The 17798-nt window shown below is 74.5% G+C and carries 19 protein-coding genes; 14 read left to right on the top strand and 5 right to left on the bottom strand.

The genetic code is table 11. The annotated features are described in order from the left end of the window. A partial coding sequence (locus BUB17_RS23670; protein WP_141243179.1) for a GAF domain-containing protein occupies positions 1-680 on the bottom strand: 680 nt, incomplete at its 3' end. A 163-nt stretch (positions 681-843) separates the two neighbouring features. On the opposite strand from BUB17_RS23670, the gene BUB17_RS23665 reads away from it, so the two are divergent. The 4 genes from BUB17_RS23665 (at position 844) to BUB17_RS27520 (ending at position 3208) form a co-directional block, all read left to right on the top strand. Next, on the top strand, positions 844-1179 hold the full coding sequence (locus tag BUB17_RS23665) for a DUF6616 family protein (RefSeq protein ID WP_072921103.1): 336 nt from the start codon (positions 844-846) through the stop codon (positions 1177-1179). Between the two features lie 113 nt (positions 1180-1292). Then, positions 1293-1817 (top strand): DoxX family protein, encoded by a 525-nt coding sequence (locus BUB17_RS27180; RefSeq protein WP_072921100.1) that lies wholly within the window; start codon positions 1293-1295, stop codon positions 1815-1817. Positions 1818-2057: 240 nt separating this feature from the next. Beyond that, positions 2058-2645 carry an IS110 family transposase gene (locus tag BUB17_RS28080; protein WP_244277451.1) on the top strand — a complete coding sequence of 196 codons (588 nt, stop codon included), beginning with the start codon at positions 2058-2060 and terminating at the stop codon, positions 2643-2645. Next, complete coding sequence (locus tag BUB17_RS27520) at positions 2534-3208, top strand: transposase (RefSeq protein ID WP_244277452.1); 675 nt, start codon at positions 2534-2536, stop codon at positions 3206-3208. Before BUB17_RS28080 ends, BUB17_RS27520 begins: the two co-directional genes overlap by 112 nt. 41 nt (positions 3209-3249) lie before the next feature. On the opposite strand, the gene BUB17_RS23650 is transcribed toward BUB17_RS27520, so the two are convergent. After that, positions 3250-4953, bottom strand: a complete 1704-nt coding sequence (locus BUB17_RS23650; protein ID WP_083606570.1) for an alpha/beta hydrolase — start codon at positions 4951-4953, stop codon at positions 3250-3252. Positions 4954-5252: 299 nt separating this feature from the next. Between BUB17_RS23650 and BUB17_RS23645 the strand changes: the two genes are divergently transcribed. Together BUB17_RS23645 and BUB17_RS23640 are read left to right on the top strand one after the other, a co-directional pair. Beyond that, a complete protein-coding gene (locus tag BUB17_RS23645) occupies positions 5253-5687 on the top strand; it encodes a hypothetical protein (RefSeq protein ID WP_072921098.1) in 435 nt (144 codons plus the stop codon). A gap of 340 nt (positions 5688-6027) precedes the next feature. Beyond that, entirely contained in the window at positions 6028-7245 is a 1218-nt protein-coding gene (locus BUB17_RS23640; RefSeq protein ID WP_244277450.1) for an HNH endonuclease signature motif containing protein, read from the top strand. Positions 7246-7336: 91 nt separating this feature from the next. Here BUB17_RS23640 and BUB17_RS23635 read toward each other — a convergent pair whose 3' ends face one another. Further along, positions 7337-7675 carry a DUF1330 domain-containing protein gene (locus tag BUB17_RS23635; RefSeq protein WP_072921097.1) on the bottom strand — a complete coding sequence of 113 codons (339 nt, stop codon included), beginning with the start codon at positions 7673-7675 and terminating at the stop codon, positions 7337-7339. Next, on the bottom strand, positions 7672-8040 hold the full coding sequence (locus tag BUB17_RS23630) for a nuclear transport factor 2 family protein (protein WP_072921096.1): 369 nt from the start codon (positions 8038-8040) through the stop codon (positions 7672-7674). Before BUB17_RS23630 ends, BUB17_RS23635 begins: the two co-directional genes overlap by 4 nt. Positions 8041-8196: 156 nt before the next feature. On the opposite strand from BUB17_RS23630, the gene BUB17_RS23625 reads away from it, so the two are divergent. Beyond that, positions 8197-8988, top strand: coding sequence for a helix-turn-helix domain-containing protein (locus BUB17_RS23625; protein WP_072921095.1), 792 nt, complete (start codon positions 8197-8199; stop codon positions 8986-8988). A 22-nt stretch (positions 8989-9010) separates the two neighbouring features. Here BUB17_RS23625 and BUB17_RS23620 read toward each other — a convergent pair whose 3' ends face one another. After that, positions 9011-9964 (bottom strand): quinone oxidoreductase family protein, encoded by a 954-nt coding sequence (locus BUB17_RS23620; RefSeq protein WP_072921102.1) that lies wholly within the window; start codon positions 9962-9964, stop codon positions 9011-9013. 200 nt (positions 9965-10164) lie between these two features. On the opposite strand from BUB17_RS23620, the gene BUB17_RS23615 reads away from it, so the two are divergent. The 7 genes from BUB17_RS23615 to BUB17_RS23585 all read left to right on the top strand — a co-directional run. After that, the gene (locus BUB17_RS23615; RefSeq protein WP_072921094.1) at positions 10165-11946 is read left to right on the top strand and encodes an N-acetylglutaminylglutamine amidotransferase; all 1782 of its coding nucleotides are present in this window, start codon (positions 10165-10167) and stop codon (positions 11944-11946) included. 79 nt (positions 11947-12025) lie between these two features. After that, positions 12026-13780 carry an N-acetylglutaminylglutamine synthetase gene (gene ngg, locus BUB17_RS23610; protein ID WP_072921093.1) on the top strand — a complete coding sequence of 585 codons (1755 nt, stop codon included), beginning with the start codon at positions 12026-12028 and terminating at the stop codon, positions 13778-13780. An 80-nt stretch (positions 13781-13860) separates the two neighbouring features. Continuing rightward, the gene (gene crcB / locus BUB17_RS23605) at positions 13861-14229 is read left to right on the top strand and encodes a fluoride efflux transporter CrcB (protein WP_072921092.1); all 369 of its coding nucleotides are present in this window, start codon (positions 13861-13863) and stop codon (positions 14227-14229) included. Further along, positions 14226-14579 carry a fluoride efflux transporter FluC gene (locus tag BUB17_RS23600; protein WP_072921091.1) on the top strand — a complete coding sequence of 118 codons (354 nt, stop codon included), beginning with the start codon at positions 14226-14228 and terminating at the stop codon, positions 14577-14579. Before crcB ends, BUB17_RS23600 begins: the two co-directional genes overlap by 4 nt. 47 nt (positions 14580-14626) lie before the next feature. Next, positions 14627-16042: an alpha,alpha-trehalose-phosphate synthase (UDP-forming) gene (locus tag BUB17_RS23595; protein ID WP_072921090.1), complete on the top strand. Its 1416-nt coding sequence runs from the start codon at positions 14627-14629 to the stop codon at positions 16040-16042. Next, positions 16039-16812 carry a trehalose-phosphatase gene (gene otsB / locus BUB17_RS23590; protein ID WP_083606568.1) on the top strand — a complete coding sequence of 258 codons (774 nt, stop codon included), beginning with the start codon at positions 16039-16041 and terminating at the stop codon, positions 16810-16812. Before BUB17_RS23595 ends, otsB begins: the two co-directional genes overlap by 4 nt. A gap of 183 nt (positions 16813-16995) precedes the next feature. After that, positions 16996-17798: HAMP domain-containing protein (locus BUB17_RS23585; protein WP_141243178.1), on the top strand; the 803-nt coding region annotated here is incomplete at its 3' end.

The following is a 17798-nucleotide window of genomic DNA, read 5'->3' as shown; positions in this document are numbered from 1 at the left end:
ACCGAGAGCAGCGGTAGCGGGAGGACGCTCCCGGGAGCCCCGCCGAGCTCGGCGAGCCGTCGCTCCCCTGCGGCGGTGAGCTGCGCGAGCCGGTCGTCGGCGCCGACGACGAGGACCGCGGGTCCGGTCGACGACCCGGCGTCCGAAGCCGTCGACGCGACGAGCGCAGCACGCAACCCGCTCCCGATCAGGGTCGCGACGGAACCGACGAGCGCCGCCTCATCGGGGCTGAAGCCGGCCGCGCCGGACGGGCGGAAGACCGCGAGCAGGCCCCAGCCCGCGCCCCCGGAACGGAACACCGACCGCAGCTCGTGGGCCTGGCCGAACTGCGGCACGAGCAGCTCTCGCCAGCGTGCGCTGCGTTCGGGCCGACCACCGGTGTCGACGTCGAGCACGCCGACCGGGCACGGGCGGTGCACGAGGTCCCGGAACAGGTTGACGTCGTCGACCTCGTACTCGAACCGGGCGACCTCGGAGTCCAGGTGATCGGGTAGTCCGACCTTGAACGTCCTGGTCACCAGACCGGTCGCGGGATCGGTCGTCGCCAGGCAGCCGAGGTCGTGCGGCACCGCTCTACCGAGGACGTCCAGCGCGTCCCACGCGAACGAGTCGAGCGGCCCGCCCGACCGGACGAGGCTCGACAGGGACCGCTGCAGCCGCTCGGCGCGCGCCGCGGACATGCTCGCCATGCTCGTCCCGCGCCGGGCGAGCGGGAAGTCCCGGCGGCGCGGGGTCGCGGAACGGCGGCGGACGGCGAGAACCCAGATCTCTGGGATGGCCGCGCACGACACCCGCGCGGTCTCCTCGACGTCGATCCACCCACCCGTCGAGGAGGAGAGCCCGATGAGGATCTACGTCGAACAGTGGCGACCGGGGCCGGCGTGGCTCGAGCTCGACGCCGAGCAGCGCACCACCTTCGTGAAGACCGTCGGCCCGGACCTGCAGGAGGTCCTCGACCGAGGCGCCGAGCTCGTCGCACTCGGCCCGGCAGATCCGGCCACCGCGTACAGCGGGAAGCCGCAGTACTTCGCCGTCTGGCGCTTCCCGGACCTCGACCTCGTCCAGCTGTTCGAGCGCCGGATCGAGGGAGCGGGCTGGTACGAGTACTTCGACCAGATCAACCTCGGCGGCGAGATCGTCGACCTGGACGTCCTCCTCGCGCAGCTCGTCGCGGCCTGAACCGGCTGCGTCGCGGAGGGGGCCGAGCGGCCCCGTCCCCGGCCGGTGGCCACTGCGCCCCGACCGGGACCGATCCCCTGCACCACCCCGACCCACCTCACCCAGGAGTCGTCATGATGTTCATGGCCGTGCTCGCCGCCGTCACCCTGCTCGCCGCCGCCCTTCCCACCGCGCGCCGCCGTCGCCCGTTGCGCGACGCCGCCCGCATCGGAATGGCCGGCGCCATGGTCTTCGCCGGGATCTCCCACTGGCTCATGCCCGTCCCGTTCGTCCAGCACGTGCCGCCGTTCGTCCCCTTCCCGGAGGCGGTGGTGCTGCTGTCCGGCGTCGTCGAGGTCGCGCTGGGCGCGGCGCTGCTCGGGCCGCGGCAGTGGCGCCGTCCGGCCGGGATCGTCCTCGCGGCCTACCTGGTCGCGGTCTTCCCCGCGAACGTCTACGTCGCGGTCGCCGCCGTGGACGTGCAGGGGCAGCCCGACGGCTGGTACTCCTGGCTGCGGCTGCCCCTGCAGGCCCTGTTCGTCGCGTGGGCCCTCTGGAGCACCGGCCGGTCCGGGTCGACCCGGCCAGCCGGGAACGCTGCCCGGGCCGGCGCGGAGCCGGGTGGCCGCGCCGTCCACCCGGTGCCGCCCCGGAGGTGACGACGCCGCACCGCTGGAGGGACGCGGAGACGCCGGGTCCCTCCAGCGCCCGGTGATCGTCGGCCCGGAACCGCCACAGGCCGCCTGACAGTGAGGATGTGGAGGACGGAGTCACCCCGGCTGGTCTGACTCTCCGCCTGACCGACGCTTGGCTGTCTTTGACGCGATTCGTCGATCGGTCCGGGGTGACCCCGTCCTTGCACGTCACCGGGCTCGACGTCCGTGACCTCATAGGAGCCTGTGCAAGAGGCACCCATCACTGTCTTGTCCGCCTCGTCCGGCTCGGTGCGTGCCGTCTCATCGGTGCAAGCGAGGACGGCGGTTTCCATCATGCCGAGCCCGGACATGGATGTCCTCGGTGGCGTGGACACCCACGGCAGAACCCACCACGCGGCCGCGATCGACGGCGCCGGACGGCTGCTCGGCGATGCCGAGTTCGCCGCCACCGCTGCCGGCTACGCGGTTCTGCTGGCCTGGTTGACCGCCTTCGGCCGGCTGGTGAAGGTCGGGGTCGAAGGCACCGGTACCTACGGCGCCGGCTTGGCCCGCCACCTGGCCGCACAGGACGTCGTGGTGATCGAGGTCGACCGCCGCGATCGCCAGACCCGCCGCCGGCAGGGCAAGTCCGATCCGATCGACGCGATCGCCGCGGCCCGGGCGGTGCTGGCCGGCACCGCCACCGGAGCCCCAAGACCCGCACCGGCCCGGTGGAAGCCATCCGCGCGTTGCGGGTGGCCCGCCGGGGCGCGGTCAAGGCCCGCACCGCCGCCCTCAACCAGCTGCACGGGCTGCTCGTCTCCGCACCCGAGCCGATGCGCACCGAGTTGACCGGGCTGACCACCACCGAACTGGTCGCCCGCTGCACCGGCTTCCGGATCGACCCCGATCGGCTGCTCGAGCCGGTGATGGCCACGAAAGCGGCGCTGCGCGCGATAGCCCGCCGCGTTCGAGCCCTCGATGACGAGATCACCGTGGCCGATGCCCGGCTGCGCCCGGCCACCGCCACCGTCGCACCACGCACCGCGGCGCTCTTCGGTGCCGGCCCCGACGTCGCCGGGCAGCTGCTGGTCACCGCCGGGGACAACCCCGACCGGCTGCGCAGCGAGGCCGCGTTGGCCCACCTGGCCGGGATCAGCCCGCTGCCGGCCAGTTCCGGGCGCACCGACCGGCATCGCCTCAACCGCGGCGGTGACCGCGCCGCCAATGCCGCGATCCACCGCATCGTGCTCTGCCGGATGCGCCATCACGAGCCCACCCGCGCCTACGTCGCCAGGCGCACCACACAAGGCCTGAGCAAGAAGGAGATCATGCGCTGCCTCAAGCGCTACGTCGTCCGCGAAGTCCACACCGCGCTACTCGCCGACTTCGAGGGACTCGCCACCGCCACTTGACGTCGATAGGAGCATCGCGCCCGCGGGCCCCGGCCGGCGGCCTACCCGGCTGCCACGCCCGCCCGGACCGCGCCGGTGAGGGCGGCGCCGGTGAGGGCGGCGACCGGCACCGGGTCGAACGCCGCGCGGTCCTGGGTGCACACCGTCCCCACCGGCGGGGTGGCCCCGGTCAGCAGGTACTGCGACATGAGCGAGGCCGCGCAGGAGCTCGCGCCGACCGCGCCGTGCCCGACACCGTCGACGGTCAGCAGGGTGCTGTTCGGCAGCAGGTCGGCCACCACCACCGCGTTGCGGTACGGGGTGGCGGGGTCGTATCGGTTGCCGATGAGGAGCACCGGGTTGCGGGTCCAGCTGTCCCACGGGCCGGTGTGGCGCTCGGTCGAGCGACCGGACCACGATGCGCAGACGAGCCCGGCGTAGGCCCACCGCGAGCCGACGTAGGGCGCGGTCGTGGCGTCCAGTGCGCGCCCGACCTCGCCGTAGCGGTACGGGTCGCGCGGGTTGTCGGTGTCGGCGCAGCTGATGGCGGCCCTCGCGTCGGGGTAGTTGAGGTAGCCCTCCGGCGTCGGCGGCTGCGGCAGGCTCTCCAGCACGGTGGCGACAGCGGCGCCGTCGTCGCTGTACGCCGCCTGCAGCAGCTGGCCGAGGAGCGGCCACGTGGCCCCGTTGTAGAGCAGGCTCACGGTCACCGAGACCAGCGTCGAGTAGGTCAGCGGCTGCGCCGGCCGGCCGGGCACCGGGACCAGCAGCGGGACGGCCCGCAGCCGGGCGGCGAGCTCGGCGTACTTCTGCTCGGGGTCCCCGTCCGCGGCGAACACGCACCGGGGCGGTCCGGCCTCCCCGCACAGCTCGAAGAACCGGTCCAGGGTCTCGGTGCTGCCCACCTCGACTCGCTCGCGGATCCAGCTGACGGTGTCGGGAGGGCCGCTGGCCCACGCCGGGTTCACCACGCTGTCGAGGACCAGTGCCCCGGTGCGGGTGGGGAAGGTGTTGGCGACCACCTGGCCGAGGAAGGCGCCGTAGGACAGGCCGTACAGGTTGATCCGCGAGTCCCCCATCGCCGCACGCAGCACGTCCAGGTCGCGGGCGAACTGCAGGGTGCCGACGTGGTCGAGCAGGTCACCGTTGCGAGCCCGGCACTCGTCCGCGAACGCGCGCACCTGCGCGATCGCCTGCTCCTCCTGGACCCGGTCGGTGGGGAAGTCGGCCAGCGTGGCGTAGGGCAGGGCGGCCTGCTCGGCGGTGCTGCCCGTGCACTGCACCGGCTGGCTCCCGCCGGTCCCGCGCGGGTCGACGCCGACCAGGTCGTAGCGCGCGGGCACCTCCGGTGGGAACAGGAGCCGGCCAACCTCGGCCACGGCCGCCGCCGCCGGGCCGCCCGGGCCGCCGAAGTTCACGAACAGGACGCCGATCCGGTTCGCCGGGTCGGCCGCGGGCAGGCGCACCGCGTGCAGGCGGAACGTGCGGCCCTGCGGGTCGGCGTAGTCGTACGGGACGTCGACGTCGGCCTGCTGGGAACCGTCGCCCGCCTCCACCCAGCTGATCGACGGCACCGGCACGCCTGGTACGCCACCCGGTGGGGGCTCGTCGGAACTGCTCCCGAGTTCCCCGGCGACAGCGGGCGCTGCCGGAGCGGCCGCCGCGACGCCGCCGAGCGGGACGGCGAGCAACGCGGCGGACGTCGCGGACGCACAGGCGGCGGCCGCGATCCGGCGCCGGAGGCGGTGCGATGTGGTGATCGGCATGGGTGCCCCCCGTGATCGGCTCGCGCAGCTGGCCGTCCCGCCCCCGTCCGGCCTCGTCCGGCCTCGTCCGGCGAGCACTGTGCCGGTGTCCCCACCGCCCGCGGAAGGGCCGACTGCGCGACATCTCCGCGCTGTCCCCGGACCCGGAGCCGGCGGCGGGTTCGCCGACGGCACCGTCCTGCCGGTGGACGCACGACTCCGGGGAGTGCCCCGCAGCACCGGCACCCAGGACCGGGGCGATGAGTTCCCACCCGCCGTCCGGTCGGTGTCGTGACGGGGCGGCGACGGGAGGAGGAGCCGTGCAGGTCGACCGGATGCCGACGATGGCCGCACTCATCGGGCGCTGGCGGACGGAGGGCGAGGTCCTCGGCGACGACGGTCGGACGGTGGTGGCGACCGTGGAGGGCAGCGACGTCTACGAGGAGCTCGGGCCCACCGTCGTCCACCGGGTCGACGTCGCGATCGGCGGTCGGCGCACCCGGGCCCTGGAGGTCGTCGAGCCCTACGACGCCGACCGCGGCGTGTTCCCGACCCGGGCCTACGACGACCAGGGTGGCGTCGAGGACGCAACCACCACCGTGCGCGACGGGGTGTGGACCTTCTCCGCCGGCCCGACAGCGGCCACGCTGCGGGTGGCCGAGGACGGCGCCTCCATGTCGGCCCGCTGGACGCGGCCGGGCCCGGACGGCGCCCCGCAGCCGTGGATGGAACTGCGCTTCACCCGCGTGGGCTGACCCTGCGGCACGTCGCAGCGAGCACTCGAAACTGTCAGAGGTCGAACGTAGGTTCGGGTCGTGCAGGAGGTCGCGGGTCCCGTATCACCGGTCGAGCACGTGCTCGCCGGCTGGCTCGTCGAGCGGCCCGCGCCGTTCCGGCGGTTGCCGGTGGCGTTGTTGTCGCGCGAGGAGAAGGCCGCGGAGCTGCAGCGGGTGGCCGCTCTCAAGGCGACGACCGCCGCGTACGAGGCCGAGCTGGTGCTGGGGCTGGCCGACGACAGCCCCAGCCGACGACGACCCGGCACCGGGTATGCCGGGGACGAAGGGGTCCTGGGCGCCGGACCCGGAGCTGCCGGGGGTGTCCGAGTTCTTCACCGCCGAGCTCGCGATGGTGCTCAACTGCGGCCGCGGCACGGCGAGCCACCTCGCCCACCGCGCCTGGACCTACCGGTCCCACCTGCCCGCCACCTGGGCGGCCATGGCCGCGGGCGACCTCGACGAGGCGCGCGCCAAGGTCCTGGCCGACGTCCTGCAGCACACGTCCCCGGCGGTCGCCCGCGCCATCGAGGGCCGGCTGCTGCCCGAAGCGGCGTCCCTGACGACCGGCAGGCTGAGGAAGCGCGCGCTCGCCGCGCTGCTGGAGGCCGACGCCGACGCGGTCGACGAACGCCGGGAGCAGGCGCAGCGGCAGGCCGACGTGCGCTGCCATCCCTCGCCGCTGGAGGGGATGGGCACGTTGACCGCCGACCTGCCCGCCCCGGTGGCGGCTGCCTGCCACGAGGTCGTCGACCAGCTCGCCCGCATGCTCAAGGCCGACGGCGATCCCCGCCCCATCGGGCAGCTGCGCGCCGCGGTGCTCGCCGACCTCGTCCAGCGCCCGTGGGACACCGGCCACCCGCCGGTCACCGCCCACCTGCAGCTGGTTGCGACGCTGGCCTCGCTGGCCGGCCGCACGGCCCAGCCCGGGGAGGTGAACGGGCTGCCCATCACCACCGGTCAGCTCCGCGAGCTCCTCACCGAGCTCGACTCCCTCGGCCTGCGCACCGCCGAGGGCGGCACGGTGACCCTCGCGCTCACCGACGACGACGGCGCGCTGCGGGCCACCACGACCCTCGACCGGCTGCGGCGTCTGGCCCGCCGCGGCTGTCCCGATCATCCCGACGGCACCTGCGAGTGCTCGGTGCTGGGCCGGCCGGCCGAGGTGGACCGCCACGACCCGAGCCCCGGTCAGCAGGCCTTCGTCCACACCCGCGACCGCACCTGCCGGTTCCCCACCTGCGGCCAGCGCGTCGGCTGGGCCGATGCCGACCACGTCGTCCCCCACGCCCACGGCGGGGCCACCGACTGCGCCAACCTCTGCTGCCTGTGCCGGAGCCACCACCGGCTCAAGACCTTCGCCCGCGGCTGGCGGTTCACCATGGGTGACGACGGCGTCCTCACCGTCACCACTCCGTCGGGCATCACCCGCACCACCCGGCCACCCGGCATGCGACCACCATTGCCGGACGACGTCGGGCCGCCTGATGCGCAGGCGGGGCAGGACGACCCACCGCCCGACGACTCTCCGCCCTTCTGACCGAGGGCACTGGTCGCGGCACTGCGGAGCAGGCCGGAACGGACGGCCCGGGATCGACGTTCCCGGGCCGTTCGCGGTCACGACTGCGCGGTCACGACTGCGCAGCCAGGACGTCGGTGGCCCGGTGCGGCCCGGTGACGCCCTCCACCAGGACCGCCCAGCCGGTGCTGGACCCGGTCCGCAGGCCGACGATCTGCTGGTAGGCCACCGAGGAGTACCAGGCGCGGGCGCCCTCGGGGTCCGGGAAGCCGATGACCACGAGGGCTCCCTGCCACGGACCCTCCACGACCTCGGCCCGGGCGCCGTGCACCAGGAACCGCCCTCCGAAGGGCTCGAGGGTGGCGTCGATCCGGGCCAGGTACTCCACGATCTCCGGGCCCACCGTCACCGTCTCGAGGTGGGCGACGGCGTAGGAGCCGTAGCCGTTCACTGCTGCGGAACCCGGTCGAGGAAGCCGGAGACCCGGTCGAAGCGGCCGTCCGCGTGGGTCACGGCCACGTCGGAGCCGATCACCGGCGGCTCCTCGCCCTCCGGACCCAGTCCCCAGGTGAAGCGCACCTGGTCGTGGTGGACGTCGACGGGCCCGGCGAGCCGGAACACCCATCCCGGGAACTGCTCGTGCACCGCGGCGATCGTCGCGTCGATGCCCTCGTGCCCGCGGACGTCGACCAGCGGGTCGACGTAGCGAGCGTCCTCGGTGAAGAGCGCGGCGACCGCCCGTCGGCGGGCCTGCGGCTCGGTCTCGTTCCACGCGGCGATGTACCGCTGGACCTGGGTGGCGGTGTCCTCGGGCACGTCCGTCCTCCTCGCTGTCGGGCCGGCGCCGGGGTGGCTCCGGTCAGGACCGAGGCTGCGCGCGGGCGGGGTGGTCCGTCGATGACCTCGCGGGTCATGGGCGCCTACCTCCGAGGTAGGTGCTCAGGCGTCCGGGCCACCCGTAGCGTCCGGGCCGTGACGGCGACCCCGACCCGCTCGACCTTCGGGCCGCTGCTGCGCCAGTGGCGCACACGGCGCCGGCTCAGCCAGCTCGACCTGGCCGTCGAGAGCGAGGTCTCCGCGCGGCACATCAGCTTCCTGGAGACCGGCCGCTCCCAGCCCAGCCGCGAGATGGTGCTGCGGCTGGCCACCCAGCTCGACGTCCCGCTGCGCGAACGGAACCAGCTGCTGCTCGGCGCCGGCTACGCCCCCGAGTACCGCGCCCGCTCCCTCGACGACACGGAGATGGCCCCGGTCCGCGCCGCGGTCGACGCGGTGCTGCGGGCCCACGCACCGCACCCGGCCCTCGCCGTCGACCGGCACTGGGACCTGGTCAGCGCCAACGCCGGCATCGAGCTGCTCATCCGCGGGGTCGCGGCGCACCTGCTCGAGCCGCCGGTCAACGTGCTGCGGCTGAGCCTGCACCCCGACGGGCTGGCCGGCCGGATCCGCAACCTGGCCGAGTGGCGCGGCCACGTGCTCGGCAGGCTGGCCCGGGAGCACGCCGTCACCGGCGACCCGCGGACGCGGGCGCTGCTGCACGAGCTGGCCGCGTTCCCCGGCGGCCGCAGCCTCGGCGCGACGAACGCCGTCGCCGTCCCCCTGCGGATGGCGGCCGGCGGCCGGGAGCTGGCGTTCCTCAGCACCGTCACGACCTTCGGCACCGCCGTCGACGTCACCCTCGCCGAGCTGAGCATCGAGGCGTTCCTGCCCGCCGACGCCGCCACGGCGGAGGCCATGGCGGCGCTGGTCGCCGGCGGCAGCTGACCGCGGGCCGTGCCGCTGGGCGTCAGGAGCCCTGCGGGAACAGCAGGAGCTTGCCGGTGGTCCGCCGGCCCTCGAGGTCCTCGTGCGCCCGCCGCGCCTCGGCGAGCGGGTACCGGCCGCCGATGCGGACGTCGAGCCGGCCGGCGGCGACCAGGTCCAGGACCGCGCCGGCCCGCTCGCGCAGCAGCTGCGGGGTCCGGGTGTAGGTGCCGAGCGTCGGCCGCTGGACGTACAGCGATCCGTGCGCGGCGAGGGACTGGACCTCCAGCGGATCGGGCTGCCCGCTGGCGGCGCCGTACACGATCATCCGCCCGGTCGGCCGCAGTGCGGTCAGCCCCGCGGCGAACGTCGTCCGCCCGACGCCGTCGTAGACCGCCGCGGCGCCCTCGCCGCCGGAGAGCTCGCGCACCCGCTCGGCGAAGCCGTCGTAGCCCACGACGACGTCGTCCGCGCCGGCCGCCCGCGCGAGCTCGGCCTTCTCCTCCGTCGACGTCGTGGCCAGGACGTGACCGCCGCGGTCGCGCACCAGCTGCGTCAGCAGCAGGCCGACGCCCCCGGCAGCGCTGTGCACGACCACCCAGTCCCCCTCGGCGACCGGGTACGAGTCGGCGGCGAGGTACTGGGCGGTGCAGCCCTGCAGCAGCACGGCGGCGGCCACGTCGAGGTCCACCCCCTCGGGCACCGGCACCAGCTTCTCCCGCCGGGCCGCCACCCGGGTCGCGTAGCTGCCCGGGACGTCGAGCCAGGCGACCCGCTCCCCCGTGCCGACGACGGTGCCCGCGCCCTCCGCGCCGACGACCGCGGGGAGGGCGCCGCCGTAGGGCGGGCGGCCCTCGCGCTCGTACACGTCCCGGAAGTTCACCCCCACGGCCGCGACGTCGACCAGCACCGCACCGTCGCCGGGCCCGGGGTCGGGCACCTCGGAGACCGTCAGCACCTCGGGGCCACCGCGGCGCTCCACGACCACTGCCTGCACGTCGCCTCCCTCGTCGCGACCGGACGCCCCACCCTGGCACCGCACCGCCCGGCCGGCGACCGTGACCCGGTGCACTCCCGGTCGCCCACCCCGGGCCCGGGGGCGCTGCGCTGTTCCACGTGGAACCCGGCCGTGTTGCGTCGGTGTGACGCCGGCTCCGGCCGCTCGCGCCGACCCCTCGGGTGGGGTTGGATTGCTGCATGTGCGGCCTCTCCGGTGAGATCCGGTTCGACGGCTCCCTGGCCGACACCACCGCCGTGGCGCGGATGGTCGAGTGCCTCGTCCCCCGCGGGCCGGACGGTCAGGGCGCCTGGAGCAACGGGCGGGTGGCCTTCGGGCACCGCCGGCTGTCGGTCATCGACCTGTCACCGGCCGGCAGCCAGCCGATGGTGGACAACGAGCTCGGCCTGACCGCGGTCTTCAACGGCTGCATCTACGACTACAAGGAGCTGCGCGCCGAGCTCGAGGGCCACGGCTACCGCTTCTTCTCCACGAGTGACACCGAGGTGATCCTCAAGGGCTACCACCACTGGGGCACCGACGTCGTCTCGCACCTGCACGGCATGTTCGCGTTCGTCATCACCGAGCGCGACACCGGCCGCGTGGTGCTGGCCCGCGACCGGCTGGGCATCAAGCCGCTGTACCTGGCCGAGGCGCCGGGCCGGCTGCGGTTCGCCTCCTCCCTGCCGGCGCTCGTGCAGGCCGGGGACGTCGACACCTCCATCGACCCGGTGGCGCTGCACCACTACCTGACCTGGCACGCCGTCGTCCCCGCGCCGCGGACGATCCTCAACGGCGTCCGCAAGCTGCCCCCGGCCACCGTGCGGGTGGTCGAGGCCGACGGCACCTCCCGCGAGCACCGCTACTGGGAGGCCCGCTACGAGCGCCGTCCCGAGCACGCGAACTGGTCGGCCCGCGACTGGGAGGACGCGATCGAGGAGGCGCTGCGGGTCGCCGTCCGCCGGCGGCTGGTGGCCGACATCCCGGTCGGCGTGCTGCTGTCCGGCGGCCTGGACTCCAGCCTGATCGTCGGCCTGCTCGCCCAGGAGGGGCAGACCGGCCTGGCCACCTACTCGATCGGCTTCGAGGCCGTCGGCGGCCGGGAGGGCGACGAGTTCGTCTACTCCGACGTCATCGCCGAGCGCTTCGGCACCGACCACCACCGCATCCGGGTCGCCTCCGACGAGCTGGCCGCCGCGCTCGGGCACGCCATCCACGCGATGGCCGAGCCGATGGTCAGCCACGACGTCGTCGCCTTCGACCTGCTGTCCGAGCGGGTCAGCCAGTCGATCCGGGTGGTGCAGTCCGGGCAGGGTGCCGACGAGGTCTTCGCCGGCTACCACTGGTACCCGCCGCTGCTCGGCGTGGACCGCGAGCGGGCGGTGGAGACCTACGCGAAGGCGTTCTTCGACCGCGACGCCGCCGACACGGCCCGGCTGGTGGCCGACCGCTACGCGGTGGACGGCGACCCGAGCCTGGAGTTCGTCCGCCGGCACATGTCCGCGCCGCACGCCAACACCGCCGTGGACGCCGCGCTGCGCCTGGACAGCGAGGTCATGCTGGTCGACGACCCGGTCAAGCGGGTGGACAACATGTCCATGGCCTGGGGCCTGGAGGCCCGGGTGCCCTTCCTCGACCACGACCTGGTCGAGCTGGCCGCGATGTGCCCGCCGGAGCTGAAGCTGGCCGACGGCGGCAAGGGCGTGCTCAAGGCGATCGGCCGGCGGATCATCCCGCCGGAGGTCATCGACCGGCCCAAGGGCTACTTCCCGGTCCCGGCGATCACCCATCTCGAGGGCAAGGTGCTGGACCTGGTGCGCGACGCGCTGACCGACGACGCCGCCCGCGAGCGCGGGCTGTTCCGGCCGGAGTACGTCGACCGGCTGCTGGCCGACCCGAACGGGGAGCTCACCCCGCTGCGCGGCAACAAGCTGTGGCAGCTGGGCTTGCTCGAGCTCTGGCTGCAGACCCACGGGGTGTAGCCGTGACCGAGCTCGCGAGGTCACGCGTGAGCACAGCCCCCCGAGGCGCGGCGCCGACGGGCGCCGGCGAGGCGGCGCTATGACCCGGATCGCGGGGCACCGCCGCCGCACCGCGGTGTCCGGCACCCCCTCCCCCACCAGCCGTCCCTGGCAGCAGATCTCCGAGCACCAGCGGCAGGGGATGGAGTCCGACGTCGTCCTCGACCTGGCCTGGGGCCGGCTGGTCTTCGGGCAGACCTTCTCCAGCCTCGAGGGCATCGTGAAGGCGCTGCGCTCGGAGGAGAGCGGCCGGCGCGACATCTGCATCTACCCGCGTGACCCGCACGTGATGGTCGGGATGGCGCCGGACGAGCTGTTCGTCGACCCCAGCTACACCTACCGGCTGGACCTGCACCGCTACCGGCCCCGGCACGAGCTGATCCGCGGTGTCTTCGTGCGCACGGTGACCGCGCTGGACGAGATGCGGTCGATCAACGGCATCTACGCGCGCAACGGCATGGTCACCGGGGACGCCGACACCATGTGGGCCAACCACCGGACCCGCACCTTCACCTACCTGGTCGCCGAGGACCAGCGGACGGGTGCGATCGTCGGCACGGTGACCGGCGTCGACCACGTGCTCGCCTTCGGCGACCCGGAGGGCGGCGCCAGCCTGTGGTGCCTGGCCGTCGACGCGCAGGACGCCCCGCCGGGCACCGGTGAGGCGCTGGTGCGGGTGCTGGCCGAGCGCTACGTCGGCCGCGGCCGCGCCTACCTCGACCTGTCGGTCATGCACGACAACACCGGGGCGATCGCGCTGTACCGCAAGCTCGGCTTCCACCGGGTGCCGGCGCTGTGCGTGAAGCGGAAGAACCCGATCAACACGCCGCTGTTCGCCGCCCGCCCCCCGGGGCTGGAGGAGCTCAACCCCTACGCCCGGATCATCGCCGAGGAGGCGCTGGAGCGCGGGGTCCGGGTCGAGGTGAACGACTCCGAGTGGGGCGAGATGCGGCTGTCGCTGGGCGGCCGCACGGTGCTCACCCGCGAGTCGCTGTCGGAGTACACCAGCGCGGTCGCGATGAGCCGGTGCGACGACAAGCGGGTCACCCGGCGGATCATGGAGCGCGCCGGGGTCCGGGTGCCCCGCGGGGCGGCCGCCACCGACGGCGACCTCGAGGCCGCCCGGGCGCTGCTGACCGCGTGCGGCGAGGTGGTGGTCAAGCCCGCCCGGGGCGAGCAGGGCCGGGGCATCACCGTCGGGGTCCGTGACGAGGAGGCGCTGGACCGCGCGGTGCGCCAGGCGCTGCACCACTGCCCGGACGTGCTGGTCGAGGAGCTCGTCGAGGGCGACGACCTGCGGGTGGTCGTCATCGACCACGAGGTGGTGGCCGCCGCGGTGCGTCGTCCGGCCGAGGTCGTCGGCGACGGCCGCTCCCCCGTCACCGAGCTGGTGCGCAGCACCAGCCGCCGGCGCGAGCGCGCCACCGGCGGGGAGTCCAGCATCCCGCTCGACGACACGACCTCCGAGGTGGTCGGCGAGTCCGGGTACGCGATGGACGACGTCCCGCCGGTGGGCGAGCGCGTCCAGGTCCGGCGGACGGCGAACCTGCACACCGGCGGCACCATCGAGGACGTCACCGACCGGCTGCACCCGGCGATCGCGCAGGCCGCCGTCCGGGCCAGCCGGGCGATCGGCATCCCGGTGACCGGGCTGGACTTCCTGGTGCCCGACGTCGAGGGCCCCGACCACGTGTTCATCGAGGCCAACGAGCGGCCGGGGCTGGCCAACCACGAGCCGCAGCCGACCGTGGCCCGCTTCGTCGACCTGCTCTTCCCCGAGACCCGCCGCCGCTGATGCAAGGACCCGGCAGCTCTCGGCCCCGGCCAGGGGCTCGACCCGAGCCTGCGAGGGGTGAGGGGGCTGGGGTCCGCTACGTGCTCGCGGCGCTCGGGGGCGCGCTCGGCGCGCTGGCCCGCTGGGGCGTGGCGACGGCGCTGCCGCACTCCCCCGGCGGCTGGCCCTGCGCCACGCTGCTGGTCAACGTCACCGGCTGCCTGCTGCTCGGCGCGCTGACCGCCGCCCTGACCGCGCGCTCCCCCGAGCCGCCCTGGGTCCGGCCGTTCCTCGCCGTCGGCGTGCTCGGCGGCTACACGACGTACTCCGCGTTCGCCGTCGAGGTCGTCGAGCTGGTCGACGCCGGTGCGGCGGCGCTGGCCGCCGCCTACGTGCTCGCCTCGGTCCTCGGTGGGGTGCTCGCCGTGGCCGCGGGGGCCCGGGCGGTCCGGGCCGCCCCCGCCCGGTGACGCCGCTGCTGGTGGTGGCCGGCGCGCTGGTCGGCGCCCCGCTGCGGCTGCTGGTCACCCGGCTGGCCGCCCGCGACGGCCGGGACCCGGCGCGGGGGACGCTGGCCGTCAACGTCGCCGGCAGCGCGTTGCTCGGCGTGGTGCTGGGGGCCGCTGCTCCTCCCCCGGCCGTCGTCGCCCTGGTGGGCACCGGCTTCTGCGGCACGCTCACGACCTTCTCGACCTTCGGCGCCGACGTGCTCCGCCTGGGCGAGCGACGCACCCTCGCCCGGGCGCTGGGCTACGCGGCAGCGACCGTGGTGCTGGGTCTGACCGCGGCGGCGGCGGGGTACCTGCTGGCCTCCGGATGAGGCTGGCGCTGCCGTTCACGCCGGCGCTCAGTAGGGTCGGGGGCGGTATGGCTGGGACAGCGGCAGGACACACCGGGGCGGACAGCCCCGTCGTCGTGGTGGCCAACCGGCTGCCGGTCGACCAGGTCACCGACCCCGACGGCACCACCCGGTGGCAGCGCAGCCCCGGCGGCCTGGTGACCGCGCTCGAACCGTTCGTCGCCGGGCGGGGCGGCGCGTGGGTGGGCTGGTCCGGTTCGGCCGGCGAGGCCCCCGAGCCCTTCGAGTCCGGCGGGATGTCGCTGATCCCCGTGCCGCTCGCCGAGGAGGAGGTCGACCGCTACTACGAGGGCATGTCGAACGCCTCGCTGTGGCCGCTGTACCACGACGTGGTCGAGAAGCCCGAGTACCACCGCCACTGGTGGGACACCTACGTCCAGGTCAACAAGCGCTTCGCCGAGCGCACCGCCGAGGTCGCCGGCGAGGGCGCGATCGTGTGGGTGCACGACTACCAGTTGCAGCTGGTGCCGGCGATGCTGCGCCAGCGGCGCCCCGACCTGACGATCGGCTTCTTCCTGCACATCCCCTTCCCGCCCTACGAGCTGTTCACCCAGCTGCCCTGGCGGTCGGCCGTCGTCGAGGGCCTGCTCGGCGCCGACCTCGTCGGCTTCCAGCGGCCCGCGGCGGCGGCCAACTTCGTCCAGCTGGCCCGCCGGCTGCACGACCTGCCCGCCCGCGGCTCGACGATCGAGTACGACGGCCGCACGGTCACCGCCCGCGCCTTCCCGATCTCCATCGACGTCAAGGCGTTCGAGGAACTGGCCGGCCGGCCGGACGTCGTCAAGCGGGCAGAGGAGATGCGCACCGAGCTCGGCAACCCGCAGAAGATGATCCTGGGCGTGGACCGGCTGGACTACACCAAGGGCATCGCCGTCCGGCTCAACGCCTTCCAGGAGCTGCTGGAGGAGGGCGTCGTCGAGGTCCCCGACACGGTGATGGTGCAGGTGGCCACGCCCAGCCGGGAGCGGGTCGAGCACTACGTGCACATGCGCGAGACGATCGAGCAGCAGGTCGGTCACATCAACGGCGTCTTCGGCACCCTGGGCGGGCCGGCCGTCCACTACATCAACCAGTCGGTGCCCCGCGAGGAACTGGCCGCCCTGTACCGCGCGGCCGACGTCATGCTCGTGACGCCCTACCGCGACGGCATGAACCTGGTGGCCAAGGAGTACGTCGCGGCCCGCAGTGACCTCGGCGGCACCCTGGTGCTCTCCGAGTTCGCCGGTGCCGCCGCCGAGCTCAAGCAGGCGTTCCTGGTCAACCCGCACGACATCGCCGGGGTCAAGAACCAGCTGGTGCGCGCGCTGCGGGTCGACCCGGCCGACGCCGCCAAGCGGATGCGCGCGATGCGCCGCCACCTGGCCCGCAACGACCTCGACCACTGGGCCAGCTCGTTCTTCGACGCGCTGCAGGCGCAGGCGTGACGGGGTCCGCGGCACCCCTCCCCTCCCCCGCCGCCCTGCCGGCGGACCTCGCTGACGCGCTGGCGGCCGTGGCCGGACGGCGGCCGCTGCTGGTGGCCAGCGACTACGACGGCGTCCTCGCGCCGCTGGTGGGCGACCCGTCGGCCGCCGTGCCGCTGCCCGGGGTCGCCGAGGCGCTGGCGCGGGTGGCCGCCGCCGACTGGGTCACCGTGGCGTTGGTGAGCGGCCGGGGCGTGGCCGACCTGCGCGCCGTCAGCGGCCTGGCAGGCCCCTACCGCTGGATCGGCAGCCACGGAGCGGAGTACGGCGGCCCGCTGACCGCGGAGCTCGCCGGGCGACGGGACGTGCTCGCCGAACGGCTGGCCCCGCTCGTCGCCGCCGTGCCGGGGGCGCGGCTGGAGGTCAAGCCGGCCAGCGTGGCGGTGCACGTGCGCCAGGTGACCGACCGTGCTGCGGCTGCCGAGCTGCTGGAGCAGGCCGACGCTGCCACCGATCCGTCACTGACGAAGAAGCCGGGCAAGGAGGTGCTCGAGCTGGCCGTCACCGACGCCGACAAGGGCAGTGCCCTGCTGCGGCTCCGTGCCGACCTGGGTGCGGCGGCGACGGTCTACCTCGGCGACGACCGCACCGACGAGGACGCCTTCCGCGTCCTCTCCCCCGGCGACCTGACCGTCAAGGTGGGGGAGGGCGCGACCGCGGCGCGGTACCGCGTTCCCGACCCGGCCGCGGTCGTCGTCCTGCTCGAGACGCTGGCCGGCGCGCTGGGCTGACGTCCTCCCGGTGCACGGGAATGGCGCCGGGGTGTCGACAAAGCGGTCGGTGGATTGCTGTCACCGACATTTCTCGGGGAGGCGTTCCGCGACACGCGCCGGGATGGAGTGGACACGACGACGGAATGGCGCACCATTCTGCCGCACCTTCTCGTCGTGCCATTCCGCCCTCAGGAGCACCCCATGCCCGACCGCATTCCCTCGTCCTCCGGGCGCTCCGGAGGCTGGTTCGCCGACCGGCCCATCGGCGTGAAGATCGGTGCCGCCGTCGCCGTCCTCGCGGTGGTGGCGATAGCGATGACCGTCCTGGCGGTCTCCCGCATCGGTGCCATCAACACGGCTGCCACCCGCATCAACGACAACGTCGTCACGCTGGCGGACCTGGCGAACATCCAGCGCTCCTGGCAGGGCGACCGCTCCCGTTTCAACACCTACCCGTTGGCCGACCCGCAGACCCGTGCCGCCCTGCTGGCCGAGCTCGCCGAGCGGCGGGAGACCATCGAGGGTCAGCTGGACGCCTACGCCGAGGTCACCGTCAACAAGGAGGCCTTCGAGGTCTTCCGCGGCCATGTGGAGGGGTACTACGCCGTCGCGGACGGGCAGTTGGTCCCTGCCGCGAACGCCGGGGACCTGGCGACCGCCACCGCGACCATCACCGGGCCGCTGCAGAACTCCTCCGACGTGATCATGGACGAGTACAACGCGATGCAGGAGCGGCGGGTGGCCGCGGGGCAGGCCGACACGGACGACGCCAGGGACACCGCCCGATCCGCGATCCTGACCCTCTGGACCGCCCTCGTGGGCGGCATCCTGCTGGCCGGTGCGCTGACCGTCTTCGTGGTCCGCCGGATCGTCGGCACTGTGCGTTCGGTGCAGGCGTCGGTGGAGGCACTGGCGGCCGGCGACCTCACCGTGACCCCCGAGGTGACCGGCAGGGACGAGCTGGGCCGGATGTCGGCGGCCCTCGGCACCGCTCAGGCGAGCCT

It is taken from the genome of Geodermatophilus obscurus, from assembly GCF_900143215.1.
GTDB lineage: Bacteria > Actinomycetota > Actinomycetes > Mycobacteriales > Geodermatophilaceae > Geodermatophilus > Geodermatophilus obscurus_A.
This window is presented reverse-complemented; position numbering and strand designations above follow the sequence as displayed.

Coding starts and splice junctions, on each gene's coding strand:
- BUB17_RS27180 (WP_072921100.1), top strand. CDS start 1,293: ATGATGTTCATGGCCGTGCTCGCCGCCGTCACCCTGCTCGCCGCCGCC.
- BUB17_RS23665 (WP_072921103.1), top strand. CDS start 844: ATGAGGATCTACGTCGAACAGTGGCGACCGGGGCCGGCGTGGCTCGAG.
- BUB17_RS23615 (WP_072921094.1), top strand. CDS start 10,165: ATGTGCGGCCTCTCCGGTGAGATCCGGTTCGACGGCTCCCTGGCCGAC.
- BUB17_RS23650 (WP_083606570.1), bottom strand. CDS start 4,953: ATGCCGATCACCACATCGCACCGCCTCCGGCGCCGGATCGCGGCCGCC.
- ngg (WP_072921093.1), top strand. CDS start 12,026: ATGACCCGGATCGCGGGGCACCGCCGCCGCACCGCGGTGTCCGGCACC.
- BUB17_RS23595 (WP_072921090.1), top strand. CDS start 14,627: ATGGCTGGGACAGCGGCAGGACACACCGGGGCGGACAGCCCCGTCGTC.